General features: G+C 60.9%; 14 protein-coding genes. 9 read left to right on the top strand and 5 right to left on the bottom strand.

All coding sequences use genetic code 11. The features are described from left to right. Positions 1–137 precede the first annotated feature (137 nt). Together ABD937_RS19750 and mqo are read right to left on the bottom strand one after the other, a co-directional pair. Positions 138–296: a hypothetical protein gene (locus tag ABD937_RS19750; protein ID WP_345257630.1), complete on the bottom strand. Its 159-nt coding sequence runs from the start codon at positions 294–296 to the stop codon at positions 138–140. A gap of 649 nt (positions 297–945) precedes the next feature. Next, positions 946–2,457: a malate dehydrogenase (quinone) gene (mqo, locus tag ABD937_RS19755; protein WP_345257632.1), complete on the bottom strand. Its 1,512-nt coding sequence runs from the start codon at positions 2,455–2,457 to the stop codon at positions 946–948. A 718-nt stretch (positions 2,458–3,175) separates the two neighbouring features. Here mqo and ABD937_RS19760 point away from each other — a divergent pair. Then, positions 3,176–5,131 (top strand): WD40/YVTN/BNR-like repeat-containing protein, encoded by a 1,956-nt coding sequence (locus ABD937_RS19760; RefSeq protein ID WP_345257633.1) that lies wholly within the window; start codon positions 3,176–3,178, stop codon positions 5,129–5,131. A gap of 216 nt (positions 5,132–5,347) precedes the next feature. Here ABD937_RS19760 and ABD937_RS19765 read toward each other — a convergent pair whose 3' ends face one another. After that, positions 5,348–6,523: a potassium channel family protein gene (locus tag ABD937_RS19765; RefSeq protein WP_345257634.1), complete on the bottom strand. Its 1,176-nt coding sequence runs from the start codon at positions 6,521–6,523 to the stop codon at positions 5,348–5,350. Positions 6,524–6,750: 227 nt separating this feature from the next. After that, positions 6,751–7,140 (bottom strand): VOC family protein, encoded by a 390-nt coding sequence (locus tag ABD937_RS19770; RefSeq protein ID WP_345257635.1) that lies wholly within the window; start codon positions 7,138–7,140, stop codon positions 6,751–6,753. Positions 7,141–7,288: 148 nt separating this feature from the next. On the opposite strand from ABD937_RS19770, the gene ABD937_RS19775 reads away from it, so the two are divergent. The 6 genes from ABD937_RS19775 (at position 7,289) to ABD937_RS19800 (ending at position 11,517) form a co-directional block, all read left to right on the top strand. Beyond that, entirely contained in the window at positions 7,289–7,645 is a 357-nt protein-coding gene (locus ABD937_RS19775) for a CHY zinc finger protein (protein ID WP_345257637.1), read from the top strand. Positions 7,646–7,805: 160 nt separating this feature from the next. Next, positions 7,806–8,183 (top strand): histone, encoded by a 378-nt coding sequence (locus tag ABD937_RS19780; RefSeq protein WP_345257638.1) that lies wholly within the window; start codon positions 7,806–7,808, stop codon positions 8,181–8,183. A gap of 424 nt (positions 8,184–8,607) precedes the next feature. Then, the gene (locus tag ABD937_RS19785) at positions 8,608–9,753 is read left to right on the top strand and encodes a DmpA family aminopeptidase (protein WP_345257639.1); all 1,146 of its coding nucleotides are present in this window, start codon (positions 8,608–8,610) and stop codon (positions 9,751–9,753) included. A 191-nt stretch (positions 9,754–9,944) separates the two neighbouring features. Then, the gene (locus ABD937_RS19790; RefSeq protein WP_345257640.1) at positions 9,945–10,220 is read left to right on the top strand and encodes a hypothetical protein; all 276 of its coding nucleotides are present in this window, start codon (positions 9,945–9,947) and stop codon (positions 10,218–10,220) included. Between the two features lie 253 nt (positions 10,221–10,473). Beyond that, positions 10,474–10,917 (top strand): hypothetical protein, encoded by a 444-nt coding sequence (locus ABD937_RS19795; protein ID WP_345257641.1) that lies wholly within the window; start codon positions 10,474–10,476, stop codon positions 10,915–10,917. A gap of 153 nt (positions 10,918–11,070) precedes the next feature. Beyond that, positions 11,071–11,517, top strand: coding sequence for an RNA recognition motif domain-containing protein (locus ABD937_RS19800; protein WP_345257643.1), 447 nt, complete (start codon positions 11,071–11,073; stop codon positions 11,515–11,517). 10 nt (positions 11,518–11,527) lie between these two features. Here ABD937_RS19800 and ABD937_RS19805 read toward each other — a convergent pair whose 3' ends face one another. Next, on the bottom strand, positions 11,528–12,514 hold the full coding sequence (locus ABD937_RS19805) for a metallophosphoesterase family protein (protein ID WP_345257644.1): 987 nt from the start codon (positions 12,512–12,514) through the stop codon (positions 11,528–11,530). 1,003 nt (positions 12,515–13,517) lie between these two features. Here ABD937_RS19805 and ABD937_RS19810 point away from each other — a divergent pair. After that, positions 13,518–14,828, top strand: a complete 1,311-nt coding sequence (locus ABD937_RS19810) for an NAD(P)/FAD-dependent oxidoreductase (RefSeq protein ID WP_345257645.1) — start codon at positions 13,518–13,520, stop codon at positions 14,826–14,828. 140 nt (positions 14,829–14,968) lie between these two features. Beyond that, complete coding sequence (locus ABD937_RS19815; RefSeq protein WP_345257646.1) at positions 14,969–15,586, top strand: hypothetical protein; 618 nt, start codon at positions 14,969–14,971, stop codon at positions 15,584–15,586. Positions 15,587–15,642: the final 56 nt, after the last annotated feature.

Below are 15,642 nucleotides of genomic sequence, written 5' to 3' on the forward strand. Positions count from 1 at the left end.
AACGAAGGGTTCCGTGCCGGCCCGTATTTCTACAAGGCGCGCCGGGCACATGATCAGCCAAAAAATAAAGGGGAAGAAAGAGAAGGTCCCGGGGAGCGGAACGGGAAGCCCACGCGGCGCCCCGGCGACCGTATGAGTTAGGCCCGTGCCTTCCAGATCGGCGCACCGATACTGCGATTGGCGCGGTCGTAAATGTGGCAGGGGGTCTGACCGGTCTTAACGGAATAAACGAGAACCGGCTTGGTGAGGGGCTTGCGCTTTCTTTTTTCGCCGCCCGATTGATGCTGCATATCCATAACGCACTGTAGTTTGAAAGTATTTTTGAAAGGGTGTTCGGGTAGTATTTTGAAAACACCGTGCCAAAAAGAAACGCTTGCTCCTGGTGCGCCCGTAATAGATCCGGGAAAAGACCGGTTTGTGGAAACGCCGCACCGGTAAGGGTTAGCGGCTACACGATTCCGCGCAGCCAGGCGCCGCGGAGCCGAAAAATAAATTCCGGCGCCGGCCCTGCGCCGCACAAAAACGCGGAAGCACCGGGTCGTCTTTCCGCGTTTTGTGTATCGGACTTTGGATGATGTGCTGACGTGGTTGCTGAATGAAACCGGTTTGGCTTCCACGAACCCTACAGTCGTTCGGCAGAAGCCTATGGCATGAAGGCTGCACCCCGTCGGCCGGAGCTTAGCGAAGGCCGCAAGCGGCGTCGTTTTCACGCGGCGGCACAGCGGCGCGGCGCCGCGGAGAAAAACGAACAAAACGATCAACTTCCCCTGTCGCACCGGTGCGACGCCCCGAAACTTCGGGGGACGACGCAACGACACCGATGAGTGACAGAATTCATCTTGCATTTCTTCGTCGCGCCGCCGCGCCCCCGAAGCTTCGGGCATGCCGAGGCCGCGTGCGGCCGACTCCTTCACCGCTTACGAAAGCAAATCAACGAAACAGCTACTAAGAAGATGACGGCTTAGGCGCATCGGCGCCTTGTATCTGAAGCACCCGTCCCGTATAACTACGGACCGACTGCAGGAGCGCGGCGTCCTTGCCGAGGTCCTGGTTATAAGATGGGATCATGTCGCGGAGCTTTTGCTGCCATTCCGGTGACGCGAGGCGCCCGGGGAAGCAGCGCTTGAGCAGCTCCAGCATGATCGACACGGCCGTAGAAGCTCCCGGCGAGGCACCCAGCAGCGCAGCAATGGAGCCATCGGCGGCATTTACGACCTCAGTGCCGAACTCGAGCACGCCGCCCTCCTCCTCGTCTTTCTTGATCACCTGCACTCGGTAGCCTGCAATGGCCAGCTCCCAGTCTTCCATGCGGGCACCGGGGTAATACTCCTGTAGCGACTCGAGGCGTGCCTCGGGCGTGAGGCGCACCTGGTCGATGAGGTACTTGGTGAGCGGCATGTTGTGCAGCCCGGCGGAGATCATCGGGCGCAGGTTGCTGAGCTTGACCGAGCGGAACAGGTCCATCACGGAGCCATGCTTGAGGAAGCGCGTGGTAAAGCCCGCATAAGGACCGAAGAGGAGCTCGCGCTTGCCCTTGATCCAGCGGGTGTCGAGGTGGGGCACCGACATCGGCGGCGAGCCCACGGCAGCCGTGCCGTACACTTTGGCTGCATGCTGCCGGATCACCTCCTCGTTGGTGCAGCGCAGCCACTGTCCGCTCACCGGGAAGCCGCCATAGCCCTGCCCTTCGGGGATGCCCGACTTCAGCAGCAGGGGCAGCGAGCCGCCCCCCGCCCCGATGAAGACAAAGGGCGCCGACACGCTGCGCCGTCCGCCGTTCGCCTCGTCTTTCACCCATACCTCCCAGCGCCCGTCTACCTGCTCCAGGTCGAGCACGGAGTGGTTGAAGTGCAGCTCCACCCTATCGTCCTTACGGAGGCAGTCGAAGAGGCAGCGCGTCAGCGAGCCGAAGTTGACGTCGGTACCGATATCCACCCGCGTGGCGGCCACCGGCTCGGATGCATCGCGGCCTTCCATCACCAGCGGCACCCATTGGCGGATGAGCGCAGGGTCCTCGGTGTACTGCATTTCGCGGAAGAGGTGACAATCGTGCAGCGCCTTGTAGCGGCGGCTGAGGTAGTCGACGTTCTTCGCGCCCCACACAAAGCTCATGTGTGGTATCGGGCGGATGAAGGATTCGGGTGGACTGATGATGCGTTGCTCCACGAGGTAGGCCCAGAACTGCTTCGACTCCTCGAAATGTGCGGCGATCTTCACGGCCTTGGAGGTGTCGATGGAGCCGTCTTCGCGCTCGGGCGTGTAGTTGAGCTCGCAGAAGGCCGAGTGGCCGGTACCCGCGTTGTTCCAGGCATCGGAGCTTTCGGTGGCGGCGGCGTCGAGGCGCTCGAAGATCTGGATGCGGAGCGCCGGGTCGAGCTGCTTGAGGAGGGCGCCCAGGGTGGCGCTCATGATGCCGGCGCCGATGAGGATGATATCGGTGGATGCGGGTCGCGTCATAGGGCCGGATAACTGTAAATCACGTGCCATACAAAGGGCCCACCCGGCGGCCAGGGGCACGAAAAAAGCGCGGAAAACGCGCTTTCACATTCATAAAGCCGGACGGTTCAGAGGACAAAGGGAAGATACACGGTCCGGCAAGGCCGGCACAGGTTTTCAATTGACTTGGATCAAAAACGGACGGTTCAGCGGTACATAGGATTGGATAGAAAAGTCGGACGGTTGCGGTTCTTGCAAAGGACGGTTTGTCGGAACGGTTGCGGTTGAAAGGGACGTTCAGGCTCTTTCAGTAGGACGGACGCGGTCAAAAGGGATACTGGAATCTTTTTGTCGGGACGGATGAGGTCGAAAGGGAAGGTCAGGATCTTTTTGTCGGGACGGTTCGGATTAAAAGGGCTTCTACAGGTCGGATTCAAAAGGCGGTCGGACGGGTCGGTCAAAAGGGCTGTAAAAGGGGTCGGTTCGGATCAAAAAGGTCGGTCGGTTCAGGCTAAAAGGGCGTTCAGGGGTCGGTTCAGATCAAAAGGGCTAGAGGCGTTTTCCGTAGGACAATGTAAAAGTACGGCGCCCGGAGCCCGTTCCGGAGGCACATTAGTTCTACGGGGTGCGAAGCGGGGTAGAAGGGCCTTTTTACCCGGTGAGCCCGGAATCGCTTTTAACCGGCAAGGCGGCGCAGCGGGGCTGCGGCCCCGCCTGTCTTATCTTTAACGCACGCACTATGAGAAGGATCCTGCTCACACTCGCCGTATTGCCCGTTCTTTTTGCCAGCGCCCAGCTGCCCCGGCTCCAGAGCTATGCGCAACGGCTCAGTGTGAGTCCTGCCGGGTCCGTGGCCGTGGTGACACGCGCCGGCGAGGTGCTCCTGGCGGCTGCCCCCGGAGCCCCCTGGCGACCCGCGCCGCCTGTGCCCCAGGAAGGCCCTTCGGGAATCGGTGCTCCGCTGCTGGAATCGGCCTGCTTTTTCGGGCGCGACACCGGCTTCGTGTACGGCTTCATTCATAACGGCAACCAGCAAAACCTCATCTACCGCACGGTGGATGGCGGAAAGACCTGGTCGAAGCACGACTTCGGGCAAAGCGGCTGGGTAGACGATGCGGCGAGCCTTCCCAACGGCGAGGCCTGGCTCAGCGTGAGCGGCAGCGGCTTTGCCTATACCCGCGATCATGGGCGCACCTGGGAGCCCCTTGAATCGCCGGAACGCAAGCAGCGCTTCACCAGGCTCTTTTTCAATACCGCACGGGAGGGCCTGATCGGCTCGCTCTGGAACAGCCTCTGCTATACACCGGATGGCGGCCGCACCTGGACCTGGGTACCGACCCCGCTCGACCAGAAGAAATACCGGAAGACCAACCCTGAAGGCCGGCCCGACATCGGTTCGGTTGCCCTCTGGGGCCGGTACTACCTCGTACGCCAGGAAGGGCTCAGCTTCTATTCGCGCCGCGACAGCGTGGATTGGCAGCCGCTGCCGGGCTGTACCGGCTTTTATACCGATGCGCAGAACAGCGCCCTGTTTCTGCGGCAAGCGCATGGCTGGTCGGTAGCCGGACCCGACCTGGCTACGCTGCGCACGATCGAAGGGCCTTACGCAGTTACCGACGGCGCCTGCTACGATGGATCGTTGCTGCTGCTCGGCTCGGGAAAACTGACCCGTATGTGGGCGGACGGCCGGGTGGCCGACTATGTGCCCGAAGCGGTGGAGGTAAGGCCCGAGTACCTGGGCACGGCCAACGGACAGGCCATCGGCGTCAGCGGCAACCGGATCTATACCAGCACGAACGACGGCAGCGATTGGACCTACCGCTACACGCTTCCTTTCGAAGAAAAGCCGGGCGGAAGGCTCCAGGTATCGCCCGAAGGTCGCTTCACCTACCAGATGCCCGACGACAGCCTGTATTATTACAGTCCGGTTACCGGCTTCCTGCGCCGCACGCACTGGCAGGCGGAGCTGGCGGATTTCTTTACTGCGCCGATCACCCGCCTCACGCTGGAAGCCGGCAGCTCCGGATGCTTTCATTCCTACCGCGACGTCGTGATCTACGAGCCGGCTGCGGACGCCTTTGAACAGGTGGATGCCACCAGCTCGGGGAGCAAGCATGCACCGCTGCTCGCCCGCGCCCCAGGCAGCATCGACAGCGCCACCGTGGGCCGCTTGCTGCGCGCCCTCGAAAACCTGGGCGACACTACCTCCTGGCTGCGCTATTCGGATCTGGAGCTCACCCCGAAGCAGCTCGAGGCATTGCGTGCGGAAGTGCGGCTGTTCCGGAACACCGTCGGGCGTGGCGGCAAGATCTCCGCGCTGCCGTTCAGCCTGCCGGAGAACAACATCGACTTCGACCGCCTCGAGCGCCTGGTAGACAGCGTTCCGCACAGCGATCCGGCCTTCCTGCGCGCCTATTTTCAATCCGGACCGCGGATCATCAGCACCACCAGCAACTCGCGGGCGATCCGGCTCACCAACGACCGCGGCGAGGAGCTGCTCCTGCGCAACAGTGTCTATGAGCAGGATGCCTACCTCTTTCCGTGGGTGCTGCACCTCAACGGGGCAATACACGTGACGTCGCCGCCTGCCGTATACCGGTTTATCAAACAGGTGTACCCTGCCTTGCTGGATACGAAAAAGCGGCCGGAACTCTTGCGCCACCTGTTGCAGGCGCATTACTACAAAAACCGCTGACCCGGCAGCCGAGCGGCTTTTTGGGGATATCAGAGGTGCCTGATCAGACCATGCGAGCACGGTTTACGGGGCTGACGATTTCTTCTTCGTTGAGCCCCCACCGCCTCCGCGCCAAAGGTTACAGCCGACGGCGTGCGGGCCCCCGCGCTAATGCGTCGGGGCCGGTGCACCGACCCTTTCCGCCTTTCGGCAGGCCCACTTAAGTTAAACAGCTTTTTAAGAGCGCTTCCCCTGGAGCAGCTCCGCCACGAAGGCCGCCTCCCCCAGTGCCGAGGTGCTGAGCGAAAGATCGATGTCGAGCTGGCTGCGCAGCACGGCGGCCACCGAATCGTCGAACACGCGGAGCACGACGCGGACATCCCCTTTGAGGGAGCGGGCGTTGAGCCCGATCTCCAGGTTGGCGAGGTCGTTGTCGACCACGGAAATCACCGCCCTTGCATTGGCGGCGGCCACCGCTTTCAGTACCCGGGGCAGCCGGGCGTCGCCGATATACACGGGCACGCCGTACCGGCGCAGGTACTCGAGGTGCGGCGCCTTTTCGTCCTTCTCGATAATGATGAAGCGCTCCTTGCGGCGGTAGAGCTCCTCGGCGATATAATAACCGAACCGGCCGAGGCCGCAGAGGATCACATGGTTGCGGTAGCGGTAAGGGCGATGGCCGAGCGCCCGCTCCTGGCGGTTCTTGACGATGTTGTCGATGCTCAGGGAAAAGATGAGCCAGATAAAGACCGTAGCCGAGAGGATGAGTCCGACCCCGATCAGCTTGCTGGCGACGCTGGTGCCCAGCAGGTTGATATCGCCATAGCCCACGGTGGTGACGGTGACCATGACGAAGTAAAACGAGTTGATCCAGCTGAGCCCGTCGGCATAGCGGAAATACACGGTGCAGCCCAGCATGACGGCGAGGAAGGAAGCGGCGAGCCCTGGCATCAATTTGTCGCGCGGCGGGTTTCCCAGGCTTTCGGGCGGGCGCAGCACCACCGGTCGTACGGGGCGCTGCTGGGTTGCGTAGAGCGCCTCCACGAAAGCAGGTGCGGCGAGGCGGGCCGGGTTGAGGATACGCATCTTCGGGTGCGCCGCCTCCAGGTGCGGGATCAGGCTTTCGTTGAAGAGCGCAGCGGTGATGGGCATCGTTTCGTGGAGCCCGATCAGCGCGAGGATCATCTCGAGGTTTTGCTCGTCGCTTTCGTCGAGCACATAGGCCATGGCCAGGCGCGAAAGGTCGAGGTTGCCGAGCAGGATGGAAGCTTTCTGCACCGGCGAGCGCAGGTCGGCCCGCCACTCGGAAAGTCCCTGCGGCTTGTGCGTCACCGTAAAGCCCTCGGCCTCGAGGCGAAGACGCACCCGGTGGGCGAGGTGGCTGGCGCCGAGTATGAGTACGTCTCCGGGCATGTTGTTTATTGGTCTATTTGTTTATTTGTTTATTGGTTTATTGGTTTATTGGTCTATTGGTAAGGGATCGCTCAAGGTGGGAGGTGCCTACCGGATGCTCCTGTACTCAAAACCCCGCCTTCGCCGGCGTCGTCAGGACCTTATCCACACCCCACCATACTACTAATTCCATCATCCCATTAGCACATTACCCCATTAGCACATTAGCACATTACCCCATTAGCACATTACTCCCAAAGCCCTTCCTCCACCACTTCGGCGAGGTGGCCGTCGGGGTCGGAGAAGTAGAAGGAGCGGCGGCCATTGGGCCACTCGTGGTCGTGGGTGATGGGGATGCCGGCGGCCGACAGGGTGGAGCGGGTGCTGTCGTAGTCGGACCGCGCCACTTCGAAGGCGAAGTGCTGTACGCCGTGGGCGCCGTGGGGCGGCAGGTGTACCTCCCGCTCCGTTTGCTCCGCCACGAAGCAGAGGAGCACCGAGGCACCGGCGCGGAAGAAGACGTGGCGACCCGGCACCAGGGAGAGCAGCGGCAGGCCGAGCGCACCTTCGTAGAACGCGCGGCAGCGCTCCAGGTCGGTCACGTACAGACAGGTCTCTTTGATGGAACGGACGTTCATGCCTGCAGGGCTGAAAAGAATCATGCCGCCGGGAGATCTCAGATATGTGATTTCGGATCTGTGATCTCCCGTACCTGCAACCTTTCTAAACCCTCCTGAACCTATCCGAACCCTCCTGAACTTTTTATCGGTTGCGTAATTTGCGGGCATGAGCATTCCGATCAAAGGCATCCCGGTGGATGCCGAGACGCGCTGTGTGCACTATCGCTCCGCGCTTGACGTCATCGCGATCCGGTTCCGGTGCTGCGATGCTTACTATCCCTGCATCCACTGCCACGAGGAAGCGGCCGGGCACGCCGTGGAGCGCTGGCCCGAAGCGGAGTGGGAGGCAAAGGCGATCCTGTGCGGCGTTTGTAAGCACGAGCTCACGATCCGGGAGTATTTCGGTTGCGGATACACGTGCCCTTGCTGCGGCAGCGCTTTCAATCCGAAGTGCGCCAACCACGACCACTATTACTTCGAACCGCGAGTGAAGGAACACGGATCGGACGGATCGAACGGATGACTACGGATACAATCCGTTCTCTTCTGCAACATCCGTATTCCCCGAGGCTTCGGGGCGTGTTCTTTCGCTATTGTTGCATGGAAAGGATTACCCGACTCGAAAAGCATGAACAAAACCGGAACGGCACGGGTATTGGGGCGCTAGCGGGAAACAACCCATTATGGCTACAGCTACAAAAAAGTCGGCCCCGAAGAAGGCCGCATCGAAAAAGTCCGCTCCCAAGAAGACCGCCACGAAGCGCGGCGTCAAGAAGGCGGCGCCGAAGCGCGGGGTAAAGAAAGCGGCACCCAGGAAGGCGGCGAAGAAGGCTGCTCCGAAGAAAGCGGCCGCAAAAAAAGCTGCTCCCAAAAAGGCCGCTGCCAAAAAGAGCACGGCGAAGAAGAGTGGTACCAAAAAGAACAAGCTGGGCGTCAAGAACTCGCTCGTGAACAATATCAACGCGAAGAAGAAAAGCGGCACGGCAAAGAGCGCCAAAAAGAGCAGCGTGTCGAAGGAAAGCTACCAGGCGATGGAAGATAATTGGGGAAAGAAGAAGTAGCTCCCCGGCCCCCTGTCCCCGGCCCCCCGAAGGGGGAACTTAGGTCGGACATACTTTATTGGTTAAGGCCTTTTCTAAAAGTTGTATCGTAGAAAGCCCCGACGGTGTCGGGGCTTTCTACGTTAGCGTTTGAGTGGGCAATCGGATAAGCGGGTGTATGAGTCGATAGAAAGTGCGTAAGGCGTCAGGCCAATAGATGTATTCATGTGATCAGACAAGTACATACACATTTATTGCCGATCCATCCTGAGAAAGGCTTCGCTAATGTAAAGAAAGTAACAAGCTAAGTTCCCCCTTCGGGGGACAGGGGGCCGGAGACAGGGGGCCGGGGGGCCGCTACACGATTGATGCAGCCGTTTGCCGGGTTGATACATCGGGGCAAGGTGAGCCTGCCAGGAACCTTACTTTTGCCAAAACCACCTACATGCGATTTCTATCCGTAGTTCTACTATCCTTTGGCACCCTGGCCGCCGCGGCGCAGAAGCCCCGCGCCCGCGACCTCGGCGTTCCGTTTGAAGGGCGCCCGGGCCCGAACAATGCCATTACCGATGTGCCCGGCGTGCTTGTAGGCTACAAGACACTCGTGTCGGGCGCCGCCGGTAAAGGCGCCGTGCGCACCGGCGTCACCGTGATCCTGCCGCAGGGCCGCAGCAACCGGGCCTGGCCTGCCGGCTGGTTCTGCCTCAACGGCGACGGCGAGATGACCGGCACAACCGTGATCGACGAATACGGGTTCGGCTACGGCCCCATCGGCATCACCAACACAAATAGTGTGGGCGTAGTGCGCGACGCCATCGGCGCCTGGAGCACCCGCAACTTCCCCGGCCAGGGATCCTTCGACTTCTCCTTCGGACTGCCCGTAGCCGCTGAAACCTACGACGGCATGCTCAACGACATCAACGGGCTGCACGTAACGAAGGAGCACGTGTGGAGTGCGCTCGACTCGGCCCGGAGCGGCCCCGTCGCCGAAGGCAACGTGGGCGGCGGCACCGGCATGTCGCTCTTCCTCTTCAAAGGCGGCTCCGGCACGGCCTCGCGCACGGTGCGCATCGACAGTAGTACTACGTATACCGTGGGCGTGTTCGTACAGGGTAACTTCGGCGGCCGCCGCGACCTCCTGATCGCCGGCGTGCCCGTGGGCGCCGAGATCAAGGACCTCATGCCGGTGTTCAACGACGCGCCGAAGAAGAAGGACGGCTCCATCATCGTGGTGATCGTTACCGACGCACCGCTTCTGCCCGGGCAGCTGCAGCAGCTGGCGAAGCGCGCCTCCATCGGCGTGGCCCGCACCGGCGGCTATGGCTACAACTCCTCCGGCGACCTCTTCCTGGCCGCCTCCACCCGTGCCCCTGCGGATAATGCCAAAGGCACCCTCCAAACCTGGACCGCACTCCCGAAAGAGCGCGTCGACGGCCTCTACCGCGCCGTGGCCACCGCCACCGAGGAAGCCATCATCAACGCCCTCGTGGCCGCCGAAACCATGGAAGGCATCAACAACAACATCATCTACGCCCTCCCGCACGATCGGCTGCAGGAGCTTTTGAAGAAGTATAATCGCTCTTCGAAGTAATGTGCTAATGGGGTAATGTGCTAATGTGCTAATAAGAGGCCCGGATCGCCACGCGATCCGGGCCTTTCTTCATTATCCGATTCCCCTATTACCCCATTACCCCATTAGCACATTACCCCATTAGCACATTACCCCATTAGCACATTGTCTGGTATCACTTTTGCCTACTGCCGGTTGAAAAGATAACGACTATGGATAAGCGTACCTGGACCCCGGTCCTTCTCATTCTGGCACTGGCTTCGATCGGCTATGCCATCTACCGCTCTACCGCCCAGCGCATCGTGCTCACCGAAGGCAACCGCGTGACCACTTATGGCGAGCCCCAGGACGGGCTGATCCTCGGCCTCCTGCTGCTCGGCGCCCTCAGCCTGCTCGCCTCCGTGTTCCTGAGCACGCTGCCCAACCGCTACGAGCGGCGCGATACGGTGGTGCGGGAAGAAGGCCCGATCGCCAATTTTCGCCGCTAAAAACTGGTAATCAATCTATTAATGTGCAGGCGCCGGCCCGGAACCGCTTTTCAGAGCGGCTTTCCCGGCCGGCGCCTGCCTATCATTCCGGTCCCGGATAGCACCATTCCCGATCCTCCGTTTTACAACTCAACGCGGTTTGTTACCGTTCATCCATACTATTTGGCTGTTAATACTACTATGTATTGTATAGTACCTTAGGTTGGGGCATCTTTGTGTGGTCAATCAATCATAACCACTCAAAATAATCATCATGAAAACGATCCTCCTCGCCCTCAGCCTCCTCGCCGGCACCTTCTTCAACAATGCCCGCGCCACTGAAAATGAAATTGACCCCACGGTAACCGCTGCCTTCGAAAGCCGCTTCGCCAACGCCACCGAGGTGGCCTGGTCGGACGCCGGTGGCCTCTACAAGGTACGCTTCACCCTCGACGGGCAGACTGCCAACGCCTTCTACAACACCGACGGCGCCCTGGTAGCCCTCACCCGTCAGCTCGCCCCCTCGGAGCTGCCCGCCGCCCTCCGCGCCAGCCTGCGCCCCTCGCTGGAGAAGCGCTGGATCACCGACGTGTTCGAAGTGAAGAACGAGACCGGCATCACCTACTACGCCACCCTCGAGAACGCCGACAGCAAGGTGGTGCTCCAGTCGGTACGCGGCCGCAAGTGGATGACCTACAACGAGACCGTTCGCCTGTAAGCAATCCTCCCTTCTCCTACATCAAAAGGCCCGTGGAGCTTCCACGGGCCTTTTTCGGCGGCCGGCGCGCCGATTTTGACCGATCGCGCCAAAAAGGGCCGGCGCGGAGCAAAAGTTGCTTAGATTTGACTTTCTAATCCCACATCTCACAGTATGAAACTCTTTGTAGCAGGCCTGCCGTACGATATGGACGATGCGGAGCTGACGGAAATCTTTGAAAAATTCGGTCCCCTCGTTTCGGCCAAGGTGGCCATCGATAAAGAGACCGGCAAGAGCCGCGGTTTTGCGTTCGTGGAAATGCAGAATGAAGAAGACGGCAACGATGCCATCGAACACCTGAAAGACATCGCCTTTGGTAAGAAGCAACTGGTTGTGAAGAAGGCCGAAGACCGCCCGGGTGGCGGCGGAGGCGGCGGTGGCCAGCGTCCCTATCGCCCCGGTGGGGGTGGTGGTTACGGCGGCGGCGGCAACAGCGGTGGCGGCGGTTACGGTGGTGGCGGCAACCGCGGAGGCGGTGGCGGCTACGGCGGTGGCGGCGGCTATGGTGGTGGTGGCAACCGCGGAGGCGGTGGCTACGGCGGCGGTGGCAACCGCTACTGATTCCCCTGAATTAATCTGACTTCGTAACGAGGCGGGCAGGAGCTACATCAAGCACCTGCTCGCTTTCTTTTTTGATGGACAGGGAGCGACCGCTGCCGAAGGTGCTGAAGTCGCCTTCGAGCTGGTGCGAGAGCACCACGAGGTGGCCCTCCTCGCGCTTTACGGTGAGGTAGTGGAACATCGGCTTGTAGTCGTGCGCCTCGTCGTTCATCTCATCGGCGCCGGGACGCAGCGGCTGGTGCAGCCCGCCACCGCCGCCGATCACAAGGAAGTCCTTGCCGCCGCGGCGGAAGTGCTCGTAGTTGTGCGAGTGGCCGGAGAGGAACAGCTTCGCTTTCTTCGCCTTCAGGTAGGCCGGCACAAAACGCTCCTGCACGGTCTTGTTGGCAGGCACGATGCGGCTGTTGGTAAAAGGCGAATGGTGACAGCTCACGATCGTGAACTGCACGTTCGGGTCGGCATCGAGCTCCTTCATCGTTTGCTCGTACCAGGTCTGCTGCAGCTCGTTGTCTTCGCGGGTGAGGGTGTTGAAATTCGAATTGAGCAGCACCACGGCCACCGAGTCGACCACCTTTACATAGCCCGTCGGCACATGGTCGGGGAAGCGCTGCTGGAACTTGCGCTGGCCCTTGCGCGGGCGGCCCATCACCTCGTGGTTGCCGAGGATGCCGTGTACGGCGATGCCCGTGTCACGGAGGTGCTGCAGGTAGCGGTCCATGGGCTTCCACTGGAGGCTGCTGTAGCCGAGGTTCACCACGTCGCCGAGGATGAACAGGGCCTGCGGCTTGCGGCGCGCCACGTCGGAAAACAGCATGCGTGTGGCGGTGCGGTTGCGGTTGTATTTGAGCAGGATCGTTTCGACCCACATCGGGGCCTGCGTATCACTGGCAAAGGCGATCTCGGTACTATCGTGCGTGGGTACACTCATGGTTTGCGCATTGGCACGCGTCTTGGAAGCGGCGGCGATCAGGACGATGAAGGCGGTTTTCAGGAACATAGGTGCGGTTGGATTCCCCCGGCACGGGCAGGAGGTACACAATATTACCTTTTTCCGATGGGCGCCAAGCCCGGCCATATTTAATTTAACAGCCTGGTTCCTCCGCTTTAACAAGACACGTAGAGGGGAATAAGCAAATGGGATACCGGGAATGGGTGAGCGGGTGAACGGGTGAGCAAATGAGCGGGTGAGCAAGTGAGCGGGTGAGGAGCATTCGTTAATGCCGCATCATTTGTCGGGGTGGTCGATGTTGAATCGATGGCTTTTGCGATGTAGGCACCCCAGGCGTCTGCGCCAAAGGCTTCGCAACCGGCGCAAGACATGCACACAACTGTAAATCATACGTTATCCGAACAGGTTATTAGTGCAGCAGAAGATTCCAGCACCCCGTAGGGGTGCCCGCTCGGAGGCAGATCCGACCTGGAAATCCGCAGACCAAGCATCTGCGCCAAAGGCATCACCACCGGCGCAACACATGCACACAAGTGTCAATCATACGTCATCCCAACAGGTTATTAGTGAAGCAAAAAGATTCCAGCACCCCGTAGGGGTGCCCGCTCGGTAGAAATACGGTAAATCAAAGGAAACCGCACCCCGTAGGGGTGCCCGCTAAAAGCATCGCGGAGGGGTCAAGAAGACAAATGGCGTCTGGCGGCATCCGGCGCTCTAGGGAAAGGGATCACATCCTTCGTTGGATCATTGCTCCGGGGCTGCCAAGCGCACATCCCTTGCGCACATGGCGCAGACGCCCGGGATGCCTTCGTCGTGGCGAACATCCGGTACGCCCTGGATCAAGGAGGATTGCCCATTCTCCGGGAACGACCACCTCATGCCTCAACGCTCCCCCGCTCACCCCCTCCCCGCTCCCCCATTCCCGATTCCCGCCCCCGAAACGCGGGTTCATACAGCCTTCCCTACGCACCGCAGCAGCACCAGGCTACCTTAGTTCCGGCGTTCGATCTTTTCCTTATTGAAAAAGAAGCCCTGTGGCTTCGCCCGCATTATGAAACACCTCGTCATCGTCGGCGCCGGCTTCGGCGGCCTCCGCCTCGCCCGCCGGCTGCAAAACGATCCCCGCTTCCGCGTCACCCTAGTCGACCGGTTCAACCACCACCAGTTCCAGCCCCTCTTCTACCAGGTTGCCACCGCCGGCCTCGACCCCAGCAATATCTCCTTCCCCCTCCGCAAGGTGTTCCGCCGCGCGCGCAACGTGCAGGTGCTCCTCGCCCACGTGCAGGAGGTGCAGCCGGCGCAGAACCGCCTCCTCACCGATGCCGGCGCGCTTACCTACGACTACCTCGTGCTCGCCACCGGCTGCAGCACCTCCTTCTACGGCCGCCCCGACCTCGAGCAGTATGCCTACCCCATGAAGAGCACCGTGGAAGCCCTCAACATCCGCCACGCCCTCATCGAAAACCTCGAGCTCGCCACGCAAACAACGGATCCTGAAGAGCGGCAGCGCCTCCTCAACATCGTGATCGCCGGCGCCGGGCCCACCGGCGTGGAGCTGAGCGGCACCCTCGCCGAGATGAAGGAGCGCATTCTGCCCCGGGATTTCCCGGAGCTCGACTTCTCGCTGATGAACATCCACCTCCTCGAAGGCTCGGCCCATACGCTCAACGCCATGAGCCCCAAAAGCCGCGCGCAAAGCCGCCGCTACCTCGAGGGCCTCGGCGTGCAGGTAGCCACTGAAACCTTCGTGACCGGATACGACGGCAACGAGGTGCAGCTCGACGACGGCCGCCGGGTTCCGGCAGCACTGCTGGTGTGGGCTGCCGGCATCCAGGGCAACGTGCCGGCCGGCATCCCCGACCTCGTGCTCACGCGCGGCCGCCGCATCCGGGTAGACCGCCACAACCGGGTGCCGGGCTTCGACAACCTCTTCGCCATCGGCGACCTCGCCTATATGGAAACGCCGGCCTATCCCAATGGCCAGCCGCAGGTGTGCAACGTAGCATTGAAGCATGCCGACAACCTCGTGCACAACCTCGGGCAGTGGAGCCGCCCCGATGGCCGGCCGCGCGCTTTCGAATACAAGGATCCCGGCACGATGGCGACCGTGGGCCGCAACAAGGCCGTGGTGGACGACTTCCCGCTGAAGGGCGCGCATTTCGGTGGCTTCGCCGCCTGGTTAGCCTGGATGGGCTTTCACCTGCTTCAGCTGGTGGGTGTCAAGAACAAGCTGCAGGTATTCGTGAACTGGGTATTCCACTACTTCGCGCACGACCAGAGCCTGCGCCTGCTGTTCAAGGGCACCTATCGCCCGCGAAGAAAGCCAGCGAGGGATCTCAGATCGGTGATCGCGGAAGTGTGATCTGGAGTCAGATGTGTGATCTCCGATTTCAGATTTATTGCGGACGCACGACAAGCGAGATCTCAGATCTGAGATCATCACATCCTAGATCTGCGATCAATCGTGTTACCTTTGCCGCCCTCTTGTAAAAACGCAACCGCATGACCGCCTACCTTGGCTACCTCGCTACGCTTTTCCTGGCCCTGTCGCTGCTGGTGAGCAACGACCTGCAGTTCCGCTGGTTCAACACCCTGGGCTGCCTGTCGTTTATCGTATACGGCGCGGCCATCGGCGCTTTCCCGGTGATCCTCACCAACACCATCCTGCTGGTCATCAACGCATGGCACCTCTTTAAGGTATACCGCTACCGCACCGAGGAAGACTTCGAGCTCGTGCCCTTCGCCACCGGCGACCCGCTGGTGCAGAAATTCCGCAGCTTTTACAAAAAGGACCTCGACGCCTATTTCCCCGGCTTCGAAGAAAGCGCCGGGCACAACCTGCGCTTCCTGGTGCTGCGCGATATGGGCATCGCCAACCTGTTCGTCGCCACTGTGGAAGAAGACGGCACCGCGCTCGTGCGCGTCAACTACACCGTTCCGAAGTACCGCGACTACAAGGTGGGCCGCTTCCTCTTCGACAAGGGCCGCAACTTCCTCCTCCGCCAGAACGTGCGCCGCGTGGTGTACGACAGCGTGACGCATGCCAACCACGCCGACTTCCTCCGGAAGATGGGCTTTACGAGCCCGGACGGGAAGCGGTATGTGAAAGAGCTGGGTTAATGTGCTAATGGGTTAATATGCTAATGTGCTAATGGGAAAGAGGCCGAACTGCGATA

This window comes from Flaviaestuariibacter amylovorans (assembly GCF_039541815.1).
GTDB classification, from domain to species: domain Bacteria; phylum Bacteroidota; class Bacteroidia; order Chitinophagales; family Chitinophagaceae; genus Flavisolibacter; species Flavisolibacter amylovorans.